We start from the raw sequence: 17398 nt of genomic DNA, 5'->3' as shown, positions 1-17398 counted from the left end.
ATGAATTTACCCGGAAAAGTGTTATGAAGAATAAGTCAGGTATTAGTAAACAGTTGTTTGTCGCATTAAGTATTGTGAACTTAAGCGTGACGCTCTTTTCTGTTTTGCTTGGCTATTTTATTTATAACTATGCCATTGATGTGGGGTGGATCACGTTAAGTTCTTTACAGGAAGATTGGACCGAATTTCATTTTGTCGACTGGATTTGGTTATCTACGGTGATTTTTTGTGGCGGTGTCATTTCCATTATTATCGGGATGCATTTGGCCCAGCGTTTTATTAAGCCGATTAATTTCTTGGCGGACGCAGCAAAAAAAATCAGTCAGGGTGATCTTTCCGCACGGGCAGATGATAGTCAAATTCATTCCACTGAAATTGCTGAGTTAATGCAGAATTTTAACCATATGGCACAGCAACTAGAGAGTTCAGTTGAAAATGCACAGGTCTGGAATGCTGCAATCGCACACGAATTGAGAACACCAATCACGATTTTGCAAGGACGATTACAAGGCGTTTTAGATGGGGTGTTTCAACCTGATGAAGCATTGTTTAAAAGCCTGCTCAATCAGGTAGAAGGCTTATCACATTTGGTTGAAGACCTGCGGACACTCAGCTTGGTGGAAAATCAGCAGCTCAGGTTAAATTATGAAAAGATTGATTTTAAATTGCATGCGGAGAAAGTTTTAAAACTGTTCGAAGATCGCTTGGCAAAAGCTCAACTTATTCCTGTATTGGAGGTCAACGCCACATTTATAAGTTGTGATAGTCGACGTATCGAGCAAATACTTATTGCCTTGATCGAAAATGCAATTCGCTATGCCAATGCTGGCACATTAAAAATTTCCTCAATGCTAATCTCAGATGAATGGATTCTACGCGTCGAGGATGACGGCCCAGGTATTGCTGAACAATATCAACCAGACTTATTTAATCCCTTTTTTAGATTGGAACAATCTAGAAATAAAGAATTTGGTGGTACAGGCTTAGGTTTAGCGGTTGTACATGCGATTGTCATTGCGCATAAAGGTGCAATTGAATATAGCAATCCGAATCATAATAGTGTGTTTACGATTAAGTTACCTATTGAGACTTCATCTAACTCATTTATGTAATCACTATCGTGGTGCTGTTCTTAGCCAATATCTGTTTCGAATAAAAGAGCAGGTGTTGATTCTGCAACACCTGCTCAACAGAATAATGTTGTCGCTCAAGCAGTGCTGAAATGCTTTACAACTTAAATATTTAATATTTATAAATAAAAAATCTGGCATCCAATTTGTATTAACTACAGTGAAAAGATGAATTGTGTTGAATAACAAATTTGGAGCAGAACATGAGTAGAAAAATTCGATTAGGTGCATTTATTCCAGCAACTGGACAACATGTTGCCGCATGGCGACATCCCGAGTCGCAACCAAGCAAAGCCGTTGATTTTGACTTTATTAAAGAGCAGGTACAACTTGCAGAAAAAGGCTTGTTTGATGCCTATTTCTTGGCAGATGGCCTAGCCGTTAATTTTGGACAAGCCGAGAAAACAGGTTATAGCGATAAAGTGGCAGGCTTTGAACCAGTCACCTTGTTTGCCGCTTTATCGACAGTGACCAAGCATATCGGTTTTATTGCCACGGCATCGACCACTTATGAAGAACCGTATTTATTGGCGCGTAAATTTGCGTCGCTAGATCATCTCAGTCATGGTCGAGCGGGCTGGAATGTAGTGACTTCAGCGTCGGAAGCAGCTGCGGCCAATTTTGGTTATGAGCAACAGATTCCGCATGCTGAGCGTTATGAGCGTGCTCAAGAATATGTCGATTTGATTAAAAAATTGTGGGACAGCTGGGAAGATGATGCCTTTCTCCATGATAAGGTATCAGGTGTGTTTTATGACCCAGAGAAAGTGCATAACCCGAATCATAAAGGCAAATACTATGCAGTAAAAGGTGCCTTGAATGTACCTCGTACACCACAAGGTTATCCTGTGATTGTACAAGCAGGGCAATCAGGGCCAGGACGTGATCTCGCAGCCCGTTATGCGGAAGTGATTTTTACTGCCAACCAAAAACTGGAAGATGCACAAGAATTTTATCGTGATGTAAAAAGTCGTTTGGCCAAATATGGACGTTCAACCGATGAGCTTTTGATCTTGCCGGGGGTTTCTGCATTTGTGGGCCGTACTGAAGAAGAAGCACGTGCCAAATACCAACAACTGACTGACTTGATTCATCCAGAAGCAGGACTTGCTTTATTAAGTGGTTTAAGCGGAGGCTTTGATTTTTCAGGCTATGATCTGGATGGTCCATTCCCGGAATTGGGTGAAGGCCAAGGCATGGTCAGTCGTCCTGCTTTAATTGCAGACATTGCCAAGAAAAACAATTTCAGTATCCGTCAGCTATATGAATGGGTGGCGGGTGCACGTGGACATTGGCAACTGATTGGTACCCCTGAGCAGATTGTCGATCAATTACAACAATGGTTTGAAAATGAAGCCGCGGATGGTTTCAATATTCTGCCACCGAGTACACCTGCGGGCTTAAATGATTTTGTTGAATTGATTGTGCCAGAGCTACAACGCCGTGGCCTATTCCGTACCGAATATGAAGGCACGACTTTACGTGAAAACCTAGGCTTGGCACGTCCAGAAAATCAATATGTCCTTGCTCGACAGGCTGAAAAAAACAAAGCCAGTTAAAATCATGTTAAAACTAAATTATGAATCAAAGTAACAAGGGTGACTTTTAAGCGTCACTCTTGTGTCATCACAATTGAATTGAGTGAAAAATGCAATATAGAAAATTAGGTCAAACTGATATTGATGTTAGTGTTATCGCCCTAGGCACCATGACTTGGGGCGAGCAGAATTCTGAATCCGAAGCGCATGAGCAGTTGGATTATGCAGTGGAGCAAGGCGTAAATCTGATTGATACGGCTGAAATGTATCCTGTACCACCGAAACCAGAGACACAAGGCTTAACTGAACAATATATTGGCACATGGTTAAAGCAATCACAGAAACGAGACCAAGTGCTGATCGCAAGCAAAGTGGTAGGTCGTTCAGGGAAATTAACCCAAGCCTCGCATTTCCGTTCAGGTCAAACCAAGTTGGATCGAACCAATATTGAAACTGCGCTACATGATAGTCTGAAACGTTTACAGACAGACTATGTTGATATTTATCAGCTACATTGGCCTGATCGCAGCACCAATCATTTTGGTGAATTGGGCTATACGCATGTTGAAGATGAAGAAACCGTTCCAATTTTAGAAACTTTGACAGTTTTGTCTGATCTGGTTCAAGCAGGTAAAATCCGACATATTGGCTTATCCAATGAAACACCATGGGGCGTGAGTCAGTTTTTAAAGTATTCCGAAACATTGGGCTTAGCGCGGGTCGTGTCTATCCAAAATCCATATAACTTATTGAACCGTAGTTTTGAAATTGGTAATGCCGAAATTGCCATACGAGAGCAAGTGGGATTACTGGCTTATTCACCTTTGGCTTTTGGTGCGTTGACTGGAAAATACCTAGATGGCGCACAACCAGCAGGCGCACGCTTAACGCGGTGGGAACGTTTTGCTCGCTATAAAGGACAAGCATCTGAAGATGCGATACGCCGTTATGTGGCACTGGCTAAACAATATGATTTAGATCCTGCTCAATTGGCATTGGCCTATGTGAACAGTCGCCGTTTTGTGACCAGTAATATTATTGGGGCAACCAATTTAACTCAACTGAAAATCAATATCGAGAGTATTGATCTACAACTCTCAGATGAAGTGATTCAGGGGATTGAGCAAATTCATCAAGCCCATCCTAATCCCGCACCTTAAGACATAGATAATCTCCTACAATTTAAATTTCGTTTTGTTCAGGACAGTTGAGTCAATCCAACTGTCTTTTTTTCTTTTTAGAACAAAGCGACTGAGTCTGTATATCAAAAAATAAGAAATAGAAACCTTGAAATGTGCTGTTTTGGTATAAGCAGGGTGTTGGAAAATCAACAGTGCTTCAACAGTAAGAAGCATATGTGTTTTTGTAAATATTAATAAAAACAATTACTTAATAATTGGCATGCTGCTTGCAAAGATCAAAGTATATAAATCGAAGATTGATTTTATGCAGGCTGAGGAGCACAGGATGAAGATGTTGCGTTGTTGTATGGAAAGTTAATTTCTCTCTCATTTTTTAATTCATTTAGTTCGAATCTTTTTTCGGTGTGATTGCTTATTCAGTCACACACAGGATTTTTTTACTCAAATTTTATGGTTTTAGTTTTAGGGGTTTTATTGGTGAAAAAGCATCATCTCTCTTTATCGATTGCATTGAGCATGGCAACACTGTTGGTAAGCGGTACAGTTCAGGCAGCAGAAGATATAGATACCACATTAGCGCAATTACAGGCGCAGCTGACGGCTTTGCAACAGCAAGTCAATGCATTAAAGCAAAAGAAGCAAGCTTCAACTGAGGTGAGTGAGACAACGCAACTTACAGCCCAAGACGATGCAGCGGCAGAGGCTCAGGAAGAAAATACGGAGCATAGTTTTGCGACTCAAAGTGAGCTGGCAGGTTTCCGAAGTGATTTAGAAAACTATAAATATGATCAATCACGCCAATATGAGCGGACTTCGGTGAAGTCGGCCCGAGATACAACCTTGTATGGCACGGTACAAGTCCGTGCACAAACACAAAGTCGGGATACCTCTGCTGGGAACCCTGCACCTGTTACACCTCGTCGTAATACGTTCGATATCCCTACGGCTTTATTTGGCGTACGAGGAAATTTATATCGAGATTATAAGGAAGGGAAAAACTTAGATTACCAATTGTCTTTTAGCTACGGCAAGCGTACGGGGACAGCGGGTAGTGCCAGCGATTTGAACTTGGCTGATGCTTTTTTACGCTATAACTTTACTTCAACCAATGGTGGTCCTGAAGTCCCGCGTTTAAACGTGACGCTTGGGCAACAACTGATTCCCTTTGGCTTAGACCCACAATCACCTGAAGATTTACGACCGACCATCAATGTTGCCACAGGTCTTGCTCAATTGGGCTTATTCAACCGTCAGACAGGTCTGATTGTGCGTGGTGATGTAAAACCATTTGTTGATTATTCATCAAACTATCGTGCACCGTTATTTGAATATGCTTTGGGGGTGGTCAATGGCAATGGCACCAATAAAGTCGATGACAATGACAAGAAAGATTATATCGGACGGGTGGCTTTCACTTTACCTGTTGATTATGCCAGTTGGTTCCGTGAGTTGAAATTTGGTGCTTCCTATCTCAAAGGCAGTAAAAACGTTATCGCAGGTAGTAATGTTCTCGATGGTAACGGTCGCAATGATCGTCTGGGCTTCGATATCTACTACAACCATGCACCGTTTGGCGTGACTTATGAATATGTCAAAGGACTTAGTGATTATGCAACTGCGACAGGTTCAACCTCAGAAGTAAAGTCTGAAGGACATACCGCAACTCTGTTTTATACCTTTGGTGATCAATTTTATAACAGTGTGAAATCGGTCGCCAAGTTTGATGATTTCTGGCCGAAATCGATTCAGAGCTTCTATCGCTATGACAGCTATAACCCAAATAAAGGTGCAGATGTGATTGGCATTGCAGGGCATGGGCTCGGCAAAGTCGATATTCATACCTTGGGCCTAAATTTCTTCTTCGCGCAAACCACTAAATTCCAATTAGGACTGAATCGCTGGAGTTATGACCACGAGACAGCAGCGCAAAAAGACTTCTCCGAAGTGCAAGCGCAATTCCAATACACCTTTTAATTTTTGAATATGAGTAATGACACAATGAAATTTTTAACTAAACATTTATTGATCAGTGCCGCAGCAGGTGTGCTGGTTGCCACCAGTTTCTCGGTTTTTGCTGAAAGCAATCCTACTGAAATTCGATTGGGAGTGCCGGGTGCAGGAGTCGGTGGAAAACCGAAAGTTGGTGGCAGTGCTTATGCAAGTGCCAACCTGCGTGGCATTTTGGAAAAAGAATTTGCCAAAGACGGCATCAAGGTGAAATGGTCATTTTTTCCGGGTGCAGGACCCGCACTAAATGAAGCTTTAGCCAATAAAAAGGTCGATTTTGGTATTGGGCATGGTGATTTACCTTCGATTGTCGGACGTTCAACGGGCTTGAAATCCAAACTTTTATTTGTGACTGGGCGTTTTGGACCTGTGTATTTTGCAGTTCCATCTGACTCAGGTGCGAAAAGTCTGGCGGATTTAAAAGGCAAAACCATTTCTGTATTTAAAGGCACCAACCAACAGCTGATCCTTGGTCGTTTATTACGGAAATATGGTTTCACTGAAAAAGATTTCCGTGTGATTAGTCAGGACTTTTATTCAGCTCAAACCTCACTGTCTACAGGCGATATTGATGGTTTGATTACCAGTCCATGGACATTAGAAGCAAGGGGCGTGGCAAAGCGTATTTTAGAAGTACGTAAAGATCCCAATCTGAATGGTCCATTGGTGGCATGGGTGAGTGAGGATTTTGAGAAGAAATACCCACAAATTGTACAGCGTGTGGTGACTACATTTATTAAAGATAACGTGTGGAGCTCCGATGAAAAGAACCGTGATACCCAATATAAGCTCTGGGCGCAAAGTGGTGTGCCTTACCTAGACTATAAAAAAGACTGGGATGATTACTCGCTGAAAGACCGTAACTCACCATATTTTGATGATTATGCTGTGAATTCTTTAAAGAAATCGGTACAGCAATCGATTGATTACAAACTGATTCGTCGTCCAGTGGATGTGGATTCTTGGATTGAACCGAAGTATCTCAATATAGCGATTCAAGAGCTAAAACTAGAAAACTTCTGGCCAAAATTTGATGTAAATGGCAACCGTAAAAAGTAATTGTGATTTGGGTTAGACCAAGGGCGTGTATGCCTTTGGCTAGCCAGTTTATTTGTTCACCATTTTAGGAATGACCTATGCGTCAGGAATCGGTTGCTCAGGTTGAACTGGGTCAGGGGCACTTTGTATTGGGCTTTATTGGCTTGGCATTGTGTGCAGGCTTGGGCATTGGGATTGCGAAAATCGTCACTTCTTTATATGCGGTGCAGTTAGCTGCGAATGAATTTGAAATGGGATTGATTGCCGCAGTGCAGAGTCTAGGTATTTTACTGATTGGATTGCCAATTGGTCTGTTAGTACAACGCTATGGGCCTAAGACAATGTTTGTATTAGGAAGTTTTTTCGCAGCGGTGGTGTATGTCACGGTGCCATTTTATCCAGTGGTTTGGTATCTGATTTTAGCTACTTTCTTGGTCGGGTTCTGCATGCCGATGCGGTTTGTTTCACTGAATACGGTGTATATGCAGCATTTAAAAAGCATAGGTGCTGCTCGGGCAGGATGGTTTAGAGGCACGCATATGATGGGTTTCTTTCTGCTTGGTCCTTTACTGGCAGTGGGCTTAGTAAGTGCGGTGGGGTTCTCAGGTGCATTTTGGTGGATTGCTGGACTTTTTCTTTTACCGATATTGTTTGCACCCTTGGCCTTTGGCGCAGGCCCAACTGAAATTAATCAGGCAGAGCGGGACGAGGCATTTAGCCTTGCTGTTATTGCCAAGCAATTGGTTTTATTAAAGCAAGATCAGGCTTTACGTCGCACCAGTTTGATTGAAATGGCGAGCAATGCAGTGATGGCGTACTACGGATTTTTCATTATTGTTATTGCAATCAAGGATTTTGGTTTGAGTGAAACGATTGCTGCCAGTTTGGTGACGCTACAGGGAGCTGTGTTTGTCGTAGCCTTATTTACGACGGGGGCTTTGCTGACACGATGGGGAATAAAACGCTTTTATCAAATGGGTTTTGCTTTTGTTGCGGTGGCATCTGTGATGTTAGGCATACCTAAAATTTCCGTGCTGCTTTGGGCGGGTGCTGTGATTCTAGGCTTGGGTCTCGCGATGCTGCATATCGTCAATTTCACCATGTTTGCCAATGTGGGTGAACGCTTGGGAATGGCAAAGGTTTCTGGATTAACCGCGATGGCAGGACCTGCAGGTGCGTTATTGGGAAGTATTGTTGGAGGCTGGTTAGGTCACTACTGGGGCTTACAGTCGATGTTCCTTATTTCAGCAGTTTTATTTGGCGGGTTGATCGGCTTTTCTCAGCAACTTACACAAGTTTTTATAGCACCGCCGCTAGAGATTGAAATGTATTCAGAAGTAGAGGGTCAATAAAATGAGTAGTATCGAAACTCAATTAGAAAATCAACACACTTGGCAGCGAATCAATTTAGCCCCTTATTTAAAGCAGTTTGGGTTCTGGATTGCCCGTATTTTATTGGCATTGATTATTCCTGCGGTTGCATTGGCAATCTGGCAGTATGTGGTGCAGAAACAATGGTTAGCTGAGCAGATATTGCCAAGTCCAGCCTTAGTTTGGCAAACCACCTTGGAACTGATCGATACGCATGAATTACAAGATAATTTATGGATTAGTTTAAAACGGGTGGCGTGGAGTGTGTTGGTCGGTGGCAGCATCGGATTGATATTGGGCTTCATTATCGGACTATCCCGTATTGCGCATCGATTTATTTATCCAACTTTTAATTTAATTGCCCAATTTCCCGTAATTGGCTGGATTCCATTACTGATGATTTTCTTAGGCATCGATGAAAGCCTAAAAATTGCAGCGATTTCGCTTGCTGTATTTGTACCCGTGTTGGTTGCGACCTATCGCAGTGTTTTGAATGTTCCTCCGTATTTATTAGAAGTTTCGCAGGTGTATCGCTTTAGTGCGTGGCAGCGATTTCGCCGTGTCATTTTACCTTCTGCTTTGCCAAATATTGTCAGTGGTTTACGCCAAGGGATTATGCAAGCGTGGCTGTCACTGGTTTTTGTTGAACTATTGGCCAGTAGTGAAGGGATTGGTTACCTCATCGTTTGGGGGCGGCAATTGATCCAACCCGACATTATTTTTATGGCTGTCATTGTGATCGGGATTGTTGGTTTTGTTTTAGATCATATTTTGGGCTGGGTTGAACGCTGGTTTAGCCATTGGCAACGCAGTGCATTTTAAAGGGGGATTGAATATGTCTATTAGGTCTACATCAAAAACAAGATTTAATTTTAATTATTTAAACGTTTACGGCTTGGTGCTCCCGATTGCGTTCATTGTATTGTGGGCGATCGCATCCAAGTTGAATTGGGTCAATCCTAAACTCATTCCAGCACCATTTGAGGTGGTGCAGATTGCAATTCATCAATTTCAGCAGCAAGAGTTTTGGACAGGTCTCGGTGCAAGCCTGTTCCGTGATCTGACTGGTTTTGTATTGGGTAGCATTCTAGCCATTACTTTTGGCATTGTCGTGGGTGTCTCGCGCTGGGCCAATTATTTATTTTTACCTAGTTTTAATGTATTACGGCAGATTTCTTTGTTTGCTTGGTTACCGTTAATCACCACCTTTTTGGATTATGGCAATAGCGCAAAAATCTTATTTATCGTGCTTTCCGTCTTTTATCCCGTAGCCTTACATACCATCGATGGGGTAAGACAAATTCCATTGCATCAATACGAAGTTGCCAAAGTCTATCAATTCAATGCTTGGCAGACCTTGAGCAAACTGATTTTACCTGCGGCTGCAACGCAAATCTTTTTAGGATTACAACTCGGTTTGATTTTCGCTTGGGTGGCGACTATCGGGGCAGAGTTCCTGTTAGCTAACTATGGTGTTGGACTAGGAAATATTGTGATTCGTGGGCGGGCAGCTTTAGATGTTGGTCTGATTGTATTTGGTTTAATTGTGATTGGTTTTATCGGCGTGGCGTGGAATAGCTTAGCCAATTTAGCTGAGCGTCGTATTTTGGTTTGGCGACGTTAGGAGAATAATAAAATGAAACAACAGAATTTCCGGCAGTTTTTCAAACGTCGTTTTAAATCGCTTGGACAGCTCAGTGTTTTAAGTTTAATGGCGTTGGCTTTGGTCGCCTGTAGTAAAAACTCAGAGGTACCTCCCAATCAGGTGCATGAACTCCGTTACCAATCATTAAGCAGTGTGGTGTCATTGCCTGAGTTGGCGGAGGATTTGGGCTATTTAGGTGATTTAAAGCTGAAATATGTGGGGAGTGTGCAAGGTGGTCCTCAGGACTTACAAGCACTCACGACGGGCGACGTGGATGTGGCAACTGCTTTTGACGGTGCAATCATTAAGCTCGCTGCGGCAGGGATTAAGATCAAAGCAGTGGTTGCCTCTTATGGCAGTGATGACAAAAGCTGGGTCGGTTATTACGTCCTGAATAATAGTCAGATTCATTCAGCGCGTGATTTGATCGGCAAAAAAGTGGCAGTAAACACTTTGGGTGCACATTACGAGTTTGTCTTAAAAGACTATTTAGCTCGCCAAGGTTTAAGTAATGATGAAATCAATCAAGTTGAATTCATAGTGTTGCCTCCAACCAATACTGAACAAGCTTTACGTGCAGGGCAAGTGGATGCTGCAGCGCTAGTTTCTATTTTTCAAGACAAGGCCTTGGAACGAGGCGGTTTAAGAAAACTGGTCTCAGATACGGATCTGTATGGCAGCTTTACCGCAGGCAGTTATGTCTTTACCGAGAAATTCATTCAGCAGCATCCTGAAGTGGTCAAGCAATTTGTCACAGGTGTTGCCAAAGCCGTGGAGTGGACTAAACAAACGCCACGAGAACAAGTCTTGGCCCGCTTTAAGAACATTATTGAAAAAAGAAAACGCAATGAAAGCGATGTATTGATGCAGTACTGGCGTAGCTATGGTGTCGTGAGCCAAGGCGGATTGTTAAACGCAGCACAATATCAACGTTGGATTGACCTATTTGAAAAACGTGGTGAGTTCAAACCCAATCAGGTCAAAGCAGACGCTTTATTCACCAACCAATTTAATCCCTACGCAAGTGAAAATAAAAAAGTCGCTGACGATCAGCGCAGTAAGGAGAATACCCAATGACTATCAAATTAAAAATTGAAAATGTTTATAAATCTTTTGCAGCAAAAAAAGTCAAAGGCGCAAAAGTCCAAGCAGACGATTTTGTAGCGGTTAAAAATCTATCTTTGGATGTTAAGGCAGGAGAGTTTGTTGCCATTGTCGGGCCAAGCGGTTGTGGTAAATCGACGCTATTGGATTTACTAGCAGGTTTGACGACTCCGACCACGGGTCAAATCCTTATTGATGGGCAAGCCATTAAAAAACCGGGGTTGGATCGCGGTATTGTCTTTCAGCAATATGCACTGTTTCCATGGTTGACTGCGCTACAAAATATTGAGTTTGGCTTGGATGCCAAGGGTGTCAGTAAAGAACAGCGTTATCAAACCGCAAAGTATTTTTTAAATCTAGTGGGGCTTGCAGAATTTGAACATCATTATCCCAATGAACTTTCAGGTGGTATGAAACAGCGGGTCGCAATTGCACGGAGTTTAGCTTATGACCCAGACATTCTATTGATGGATGAACCATTTGCGGCACTGGATGCACAGACCCGTGAAACCTTACAAGCGGAATTGGTCAAAATCTGGCAACAGACACAGAAGACCATCATTTTTATCACCCACAGTATTGATGAAGCAATCTATCTAGGTCAGCGCATTGCCATCATGACCTCTCGACCTGGACGAATTAAACAGGTGATTGAAGTACCTGCTGAGCTACGAAGTGATCAGGAGGATGTCCGTTCCAGCCCAGAATTCAGCCAACTGCGTCATCAGATCTGGAGCTTATTGCGCGAAGAAGTATTAAAAGCTCAAGAGCAGGAAAAACAAAAGCAATTGGTGGCTTAAGTCAAATATTCAATTATTAAAAAATTAGAGGTGATTATGTCGAGTTCAAAAGATACCTTAACCTTTCCAAAAACCATTCAGCAGCGATCGATTAGCTCAACTCAAAAGACCAAATCTTTTGGGGCTGATGTAAATTTGGCTTGGTTATCTACAACATTTAAACGTTCAGCCGCGATTTTACTATTTTTAGCCATCTGGGAAATCGTGCCACGTATTGGTTTGGTCGATTCCGCTTTCTTGCCAGCCTTTTCCACCGTGTTGCTCAGTGGTTGGGGCTTGATTCAAAATGGACAACTCTTGACGCATTTACAAGCCAGTTTGATTCGTTCACTCAGTGGCTTTATTTTTGCGATCATTATCGCAATTCCTTTAGGTTTGGCGATTGGTTGGTACACCCGTTTTTCTGAATTTCTGAGTCCTTTATTGGAAGTGTTCCGCAACACGGCTGCTTTAGCTTTATTGCCTGTGTTTATTCTTTTTCTTGGGATTGGTGAAAGTTCGAAAATTGCATTGGTGACCTATGCCTGCACATGGCCAATCTTGCTAAATACTATTAGTGGTGTTCGTAATGTCGATCCATTGTTGATCAAGTCTGCACGAACCATGGGACTGAGCTCAATTCAGTTATTCCGTAAAGTGATTTTGCCAGCTGCAATTCCAACGATTTTTGTGGGTGTACGTTTAGCAGGATCTTTTTCAGTATTGATGCTGATTGCGGCTGAGATGGTTGGGGCAAAAGCAGGTCTTGGTTATTTGATTAACTATGCACAATATAACTTCCAGATTCCTGAAATGTTCTTTGGCATCATAAGTATTACGACCATTGGCTTGCTGTTTAACTACAGTCTACTTGCGATCGAAAAGCGTTTGACCGCTTGGAAAATTGAACGTTAGTCAGGAGTACATTGACATGTTTAAGCAAGGCTGGGGAAAGCATCTATTGGGTTTGAGTCACATAATGATAATGTCGCTGGTTTTATTGGGATGTTCAAAACCAGCATCGAAATTAACTACAGTGGATGGGCTTGAATCATTAGAATTTAAATACCTCGGTTCGCCAGGCATCGTTACTCCCTTAGAGCTGGCTGAAGATTTGGGCTATCTTGCACCAATCAAATTGAGCTATCAGGGTGTTTCTACAGGCGGGCCGCAGGGAATTCAATCTGCTTTGTCAGGCGATAGTGATATTAGTAGTCCAAGTTTTGCAGGTTCCGCCGTGAAAATGGTCGCCAGTGGCGTGCCCGGGACTGTTGTGATTGCTGCCTATGGTACTTTCGATGATCCTTTTGCTGGCTATTATGTTCTTGAAAATAGTCCAATTCATTCAGCCAGAGACTTAATTGGTAAAAAGGTCGGCACCAATATTCTGGGCGCACAAGTGGAATATATGCTCAAGAGTTACTTAAAAAAAGGGGGGCTTAACCCTGAGGAAATCAATCAGGTCACGCTTGTGGTTTTGCCACCGGGTTCTGCTGAGCAAGCTTTACGAAGTGGTCATGTTGATTTGGCACCATTGGCAGGCCCAGCGATAGAACGTGGTGGGGTACGCCGTCTTTATCGCGACTATGATTTGGTGGGTGATCTCACCACGGGCAGCTATGTCATGGCGAATCGTTATATTGCAGAACATCCCAATACCACCCGTAAAGTGGTTACAGGGGTTGCCAAAGCGATTGAGTGGTCTAGACAACAGCCTCGAGATCAGGTGATTGCACGTTTCGAGCAGATTTTGCAAAAACGCAAACGTCCTGAAAATGGTGCGATGTTAAAATATTGGACTCAGTGGGGTATTCCAAGCAAAGCAGCTAAATTTGAAGATGGTGATTTTAAAATATGGGTCGATAATCTAATTGAAGAAGGTCAATTAAAAAATAATCAGATTGATTATAAAAAGATATATAGCAATCAATATAATGAATATAGCCAACATTAAATATGATTTTTAGTTTAATTAAGGATGGTATGTTTCTATTTTAATAAATGGAAATAACAAAGGTGAATTACTGATTTCTATTTAAACCAATAGTCATGCAAGATAACCTCTCTTTTCGAACAATAGGGAAGTAAATGCATGTCATTCATTACTTATCCACAAAATCATACCTTAACGCGGACTGAGCGTGCGACAGCCATGGTTTTTGAAGATCAAAAATCAAGAGATTTGCTGGATCGTATTGAACAGATTGCACCGAGCGAGGCCAGTGTTCTGATTATTGGAAATACCGGAACAGGTAAGGAGCTGGTTGCAAGGCAAGTGCATATGATGAGCCAGCGCAGTCGAGGTCCTTTTGTGGCAGTAAATTGTGGTGCATTTACTGAATCATTGGCTGAAAGTGAGTTATTTGGACACGAAAAAGGCGCATTTACTGGAGCAATCAATAGTAAGGCAGGATGGTTCGAAGCAGCCAATCATGGCACCTTGTTCCTGGATGAGGTGGGTGATTTATCTCCAGCGATGCAGGTCAAATTATTAAGGGTGTTACAAGAACGTGAGATTGTTCGGGTGGGTTCACTTAAGTCGATTAAACTCAATGTTCGTGTGATTGCCGCAACCAATGTGCATCTGGATGAAGCGGTACAGGCCGGAAAATTTAGAGAAGATTTATTCTATCGTTTGAACGTGGCATTGCTGAAAGTATCACCCTTGGCAGAACGTCCGGGCGATATTCTACCCCTAGCAAACTTCTTTATTGCACAGTATTGCAAACGTTTGGGTTATCCAGTTGCGAGCCTGAGTCCAAGTGCGGTACAGAAATTGTTGAGTTATAACTATCCTGGTAATATTCGAGAATTGGAAAATGCCATTCATCATGCCTTACTGGTCTGCAAGAACCATCAAATTCAACCTACTGATTTTTGCTTTGCCTCCTTATCCAGTAGCCTGAATTTACGACAAATTTCTGACTTGGAAAAAAGTACCCAGACCATTCCACGAACAGATTTATTGCCTAAACAAATGTTGCAGCATGCACTTCTGAATTTATTTGAGTCCTCCCATGCCTTGAAAAATGAAAATCTTGATCGCTTGATTGAGGAAGCAACGATTCGTATTGCTTATGAATATTGCCATCGCAATCAAGTGCAAACAGCAAAGCTTTTAGGGATTAGTCGCAATATTGTGCGTGCAAGATTGGTCAAATATGGCTTAGTGGGAAACGATAAAGTGGTCAATATTATGTTGGAAGAATTATTGGGTTAATTGTATTAAATAATCAGGTGACAGAAGTTCACCTTTTTATTGATTGGAAATTACTTTGCTAAAAAAATAATAATCAATGATTGAAAATAAATATAATTTTTTAATCAAAAAATATTCAAAAATAATAGTTCTAAATATTCATACTTTGCCTAATATGGTGGTACATAATTTAATAAACAGATGCAAAGTGGTGAAAGATGAGTATTCCTCAAATTAATGTGCGTAATCAGTTTCGTGGTGTGGTTAAAGAGATTATAGAAGGGAGTGTGGTTTCTGAGGTGGATGTAGAAACACCTGCGGGAGTTTTTACTTCAGTGATTACCACACGATCAGTAAAAAATCTAAATTTAGAATTAGGTAGTGAAGTCATTGTTTTAATTAAGTCTACAGAAGTTGCTTTGGCAAAACTATAGGAAGTCATATCAAAAATATAGTAAAGATAGATTTTATTATATTTTTGATTTCTATTTTAGGGAGCTAAAATGACATCATTAAATGTTGGTTCAGTAAAAGTTAATCATCTCAATAAATCATATGGGCAGTACCAAGAACATGCCTTAACCGTATTGGATGATATTTCTTTAGAAATTAAGGCGGGGGAATTTGTCAGTATCGTTGGTAGTAGCGGATGTGGAAAATCAACTTTATTACGTTTACTCGTCGGCTTGGATGATCAATTTGAAGGTAAGATTTTGGTCGATGGACAACCGATTCAAGGCACCAGTCTAGAGCGAGGTATTGTCTTTCAAGATCATCGATTATTTCCTTGGTTGAATGTACAAGATAACATTCGGGTTGCATTGTTAAATCGTAAATTGACGGTCGCTGAACAGAATCAGTTGATTGATGAACATATTGAATTGGTCGGTTTGACTAAGTTTAAAGACGCTTATCCAGCACAGCTTTCAGGGGGCATGAGTCAACGTGTTGCGATTGCAAGAAGTCTGATTAATCGACCCAAAATATTGTTGCTAGATGAACCTTTTGGCGCATTGGATGCACTCACACGCGCCAATCTACAAAAGGAATTACAACGGATCTGGCAAACCGAAAGAATTACCATGATTATCGTGACGCATGATGTGGAAGAGGCGGTTTTCCTCGGTGATCGTGTTGTGGTGATGCAACCGAATCCAGGTCGAATCAAACGGATTGTTCCTGTTCATTTACCACATCCACGTGTTCGTGAAGATGTTCGACTTGCTGCGATTAGAAATGATATTTTGACTGATTTTAGTCATGCAGTCGAAGATCATTTAATTATTCCTGTTGTTAACGATTTTAATCAGTTTCAGTTTGCTTGGTAATTCCAAGTAAGCTGAATTTTATAATCATAAAAATAAATAAATTAATATAAAAATATTGGTTCTTATATTTCACGGTTTGCATATATTTAACTAGATCACTAATTTTTGTGATTGGGGAATCATGAATAAAGCTTGATGCTTTGAAAAATATAATGAATGATTTATAGGAAAGAAAATGACCGTACTCACACAGCTTTCAGCCGCGATCGAAAACGCACCGCGTTGGCATGAATACAAGAAACATAGTTTAGATACCGTGCAAATCACACCGATTAACGGTGCATTGGGTGCGATTGTGACTGGATTAGATGCCAGCAAACCACAAAGCGGGGAAGTGATTCTCAAGCTGAAAAAGGCATTGCATGAACATTTAATTTTGGTTTTCAAGGCGCAAGACTTGCAAGACAATGATTTATTGGCCTTTGCCAGTTATTTTGGCGGGATTTTCCGTCCACCAACAGATGTGCCTGTATTGGCTACGCGTAACGATACCAATGCACCACCTGATATTGTGCCCGTATCCAATGCGGTTGGAGAAGGTGATTATACTGGTCATGGCGAACTCACCCCGCATAGTGATCATCACTGGACACCACAGCCTTCTAGCGGATCTTTGCTTTATGCAATTGAACTTCCAAAAGATGGTGGCGCAACCAGTTGGTATAATACGGTACAGGCCTATGAAGACCTTGATCAAGAAACTAAAGATGAGATCGAAGGGCTACAGCTGATTACTTATAATCCATTTTTGCGCTTAAAGGATAAAAGCCCGATTCCCAAATATCGTTTCTCGGATCAACCGATATTAGGCGCTGCATTTCCGCATCCATTGGTTCGTACGCATTCTGAAAGTGGTCGTCGTGGTATTTATCTGGATGCACAGACAGAAGTTGAAGTCGTAGGTTATGACGATCAAAAGGGGGCTGCACTGATCGAACGTTTAAGAGCCCATATTGTGCAACCTCAATATCGTTATGAACACCAGTGGGAAATTGGGGATATTGTCTATTGGGATAACCAGCTGACCTTACATTCACGTACAGCTTTTCCAGCCGAGCAGCGTCGTTTATTGAAACGAGTTAGTTTAGCGGGTGCAAGACCATTCTAAAGTTAAACT

General features: G+C 41.7%; 16 protein-coding genes. All 16 read left to right on the top strand.

The genetic code is table 11. From position 1 onward, the window contains the following. Positions 1–23: 23 nt before the first annotated feature. The 16 genes from adeS to F896_RS07990 all read left to right on the top strand — a co-directional run bounded on the left by adeS (position 24) and on the right by F896_RS07990 (position 17389). Positions 24–1112: a two-component sensor histidine kinase AdeS gene (gene adeS, locus F896_RS07915; protein WP_016164053.1), complete on the top strand. Its 1089-nt coding sequence runs from the start codon at positions 24–26 to the stop codon at positions 1110–1112. 221 nt (positions 1113–1333) lie between these two features. Then, positions 1334–2689: an LLM class flavin-dependent oxidoreductase gene (locus tag F896_RS07920; RefSeq protein WP_016164052.1), complete on the top strand. Its 1356-nt coding sequence runs from the start codon at positions 1334–1336 to the stop codon at positions 2687–2689. An 89-nt stretch (positions 2690–2778) separates the two neighbouring features. Further along, the gene (locus F896_RS07925) at positions 2779–3828 is read left to right on the top strand and encodes an NADP(H)-dependent aldo-keto reductase (protein WP_016164051.1); all 1050 of its coding nucleotides are present in this window, start codon (positions 2779–2781) and stop codon (positions 3826–3828) included. Positions 3829–4260: 432 nt separating this feature from the next. Then, a complete protein-coding gene (locus tag F896_RS07930) occupies positions 4261–5784 on the top strand; it encodes a porin family protein (protein WP_016164050.1) in 1524 nt (507 codons plus the stop codon). 24 nt (positions 5785–5808) lie between these two features. Then, entirely contained in the window at positions 5809–6876 is a 1068-nt protein-coding gene (locus tag F896_RS07935; RefSeq protein WP_016164049.1) for an ABC transporter substrate-binding protein, read from the top strand. 77 nt (positions 6877–6953) lie between these two features. Then, positions 6954–8207, top strand: a complete 1254-nt coding sequence (locus F896_RS07940; RefSeq protein ID WP_016164048.1) for an MFS transporter — start codon at positions 6954–6956, stop codon at positions 8205–8207. A 1-nt stretch (position 8208) separates the two neighbouring features. Next, the gene (locus F896_RS07945) at positions 8209–9048 is read left to right on the top strand and encodes an ABC transporter permease (protein ID WP_016164047.1); all 840 of its coding nucleotides are present in this window, start codon (positions 8209–8211) and stop codon (positions 9046–9048) included. A 13-nt stretch (positions 9049–9061) separates the two neighbouring features. Further along, positions 9062–9850 carry an ABC transporter permease gene (locus F896_RS07950; RefSeq protein WP_016164046.1) on the top strand — a complete coding sequence of 263 codons (789 nt, stop codon included), beginning with the start codon at positions 9062–9064 and terminating at the stop codon, positions 9848–9850. Positions 9851–9862: 12 nt separating this feature from the next. Next, positions 9863–10948, top strand: coding sequence for an ABC transporter substrate-binding protein (locus F896_RS07955; protein WP_016164045.1), 1086 nt, complete (start codon positions 9863–9865; stop codon positions 10946–10948). Then, on the top strand, positions 10945–11775 hold the full coding sequence (locus F896_RS07960; RefSeq protein WP_016164044.1) for an ABC transporter ATP-binding protein: 831 nt from the start codon (positions 10945–10947) through the stop codon (positions 11773–11775). Before F896_RS07955 ends, F896_RS07960 begins: the two co-directional genes overlap by 4 nt. Before the next feature lie 36 nt (positions 11776–11811). Continuing rightward, positions 11812–12669: an ABC transporter permease gene (locus F896_RS07965; protein WP_016164043.1), complete on the top strand. Its 858-nt coding sequence runs from the start codon at positions 11812–11814 to the stop codon at positions 12667–12669. A gap of 16 nt (positions 12670–12685) precedes the next feature. Then, positions 12686–13708, top strand: coding sequence for an ABC transporter substrate-binding protein (locus tag F896_RS07970; RefSeq protein ID WP_016164042.1), 1023 nt, complete (start codon positions 12686–12688; stop codon positions 13706–13708). Positions 13709–13846: 138 nt separating this feature from the next. Beyond that, the gene (locus tag F896_RS07975) at positions 13847–14974 is read left to right on the top strand and encodes a sigma-54 interaction domain-containing protein (protein ID WP_016164041.1); all 1128 of its coding nucleotides are present in this window, start codon (positions 13847–13849) and stop codon (positions 14972–14974) included. Positions 14975–15171: 197 nt separating this feature from the next. Next, complete coding sequence (locus F896_RS07980; protein ID WP_004654121.1) at positions 15172–15387, top strand: TOBE domain-containing protein; 216 nt, start codon at positions 15172–15174, stop codon at positions 15385–15387. Between the two features lie 69 nt (positions 15388–15456). Then, complete coding sequence (locus tag F896_RS07985) at positions 15457–16281, top strand: ABC transporter ATP-binding protein (RefSeq protein WP_016164040.1); 825 nt, start codon at positions 15457–15459, stop codon at positions 16279–16281. A 175-nt stretch (positions 16282–16456) separates the two neighbouring features. After that, positions 16457–17389: a TauD/TfdA dioxygenase family protein gene (locus F896_RS07990; protein WP_016164039.1), complete on the top strand. Its 933-nt coding sequence runs from the start codon at positions 16457–16459 to the stop codon at positions 17387–17389. Positions 17390–17398 lie beyond the last annotated feature (9 nt).

It is taken from the genome of Acinetobacter genomosp. 15BJ (genome assembly GCF_000400715.1).
Taxonomy (GTDB): Bacteria; Pseudomonadota; Gammaproteobacteria; order Pseudomonadales; family Moraxellaceae; genus Acinetobacter.
The sequence above is the reverse complement of the archived record's forward strand: the minus strand, read 5'-3'. Positions and strand labels throughout refer to the sequence as shown.

Bases quoted from the DNA above. Each gene is read 5' to 3' on its own strand.
- F896_RS07980 (WP_004654121.1), top strand. From the start codon at position 15,172: ATGAGTATTCCTCAAATTAATGTGCGTAATCAGTTTCGTGGTGTGGTT.
- F896_RS07940 (WP_016164048.1), top strand. From the start codon at position 6,954: ATGCGTCAGGAATCGGTTGCTCAGGTTGAACTGGGTCAGGGGCACTTT.
- F896_RS07975 (WP_016164041.1), top strand. From the start codon at position 13,847: ATGTCATTCATTACTTATCCACAAAATCATACCTTAACGCGGACTGAG.
- F896_RS07935 (WP_016164049.1), top strand. From the start codon at position 5,809: ATGAAATTTTTAACTAAACATTTATTGATCAGTGCCGCAGCAGGTGTG.
- F896_RS07970 (WP_016164042.1), top strand. From the start codon at position 12,686: ATGTTTAAGCAAGGCTGGGGAAAGCATCTATTGGGTTTGAGTCACATA.
- F896_RS07930 (WP_016164050.1), top strand. From the start codon at position 4,261: ATGGTTTTAGTTTTAGGGGTTTTATTGGTGAAAAAGCATCATCTCTCT.
- F896_RS07965 (WP_016164043.1), top strand. From the start codon at position 11,812: ATGTCGAGTTCAAAAGATACCTTAACCTTTCCAAAAACCATTCAGCAG.
- F896_RS07960 (WP_016164044.1), top strand. From the start codon at position 10,945: ATGACTATCAAATTAAAAATTGAAAATGTTTATAAATCTTTTGCAGCA.
- F896_RS07925 (WP_016164051.1), top strand. From the start codon at position 2,779: ATGCAATATAGAAAATTAGGTCAAACTGATATTGATGTTAGTGTTATC.
- F896_RS07920 (WP_016164052.1), top strand. From the start codon at position 1,334: ATGAGTAGAAAAATTCGATTAGGTGCATTTATTCCAGCAACTGGACAA.
- F896_RS07950 (WP_016164046.1), top strand. From the start codon at position 9,062: ATGTCTATTAGGTCTACATCAAAAACAAGATTTAATTTTAATTATTTA.
- F896_RS07990 (WP_016164039.1), top strand. From the start codon at position 16,457: ATGACCGTACTCACACAGCTTTCAGCCGCGATCGAAAACGCACCGCGT.
- F896_RS07955 (WP_016164045.1), top strand. From the start codon at position 9,863: ATGAAACAACAGAATTTCCGGCAGTTTTTCAAACGTCGTTTTAAATCG.
- F896_RS07945 (WP_016164047.1), top strand. From the start codon at position 8,209: ATGAGTAGTATCGAAACTCAATTAGAAAATCAACACACTTGGCAGCGA.
- adeS (WP_016164053.1), top strand. From the start codon at position 24: ATGAAGAATAAGTCAGGTATTAGTAAACAGTTGTTTGTCGCATTAAGT.
- F896_RS07985 (WP_016164040.1), top strand. From the start codon at position 15,457: ATGACATCATTAAATGTTGGTTCAGTAAAAGTTAATCATCTCAATAAA.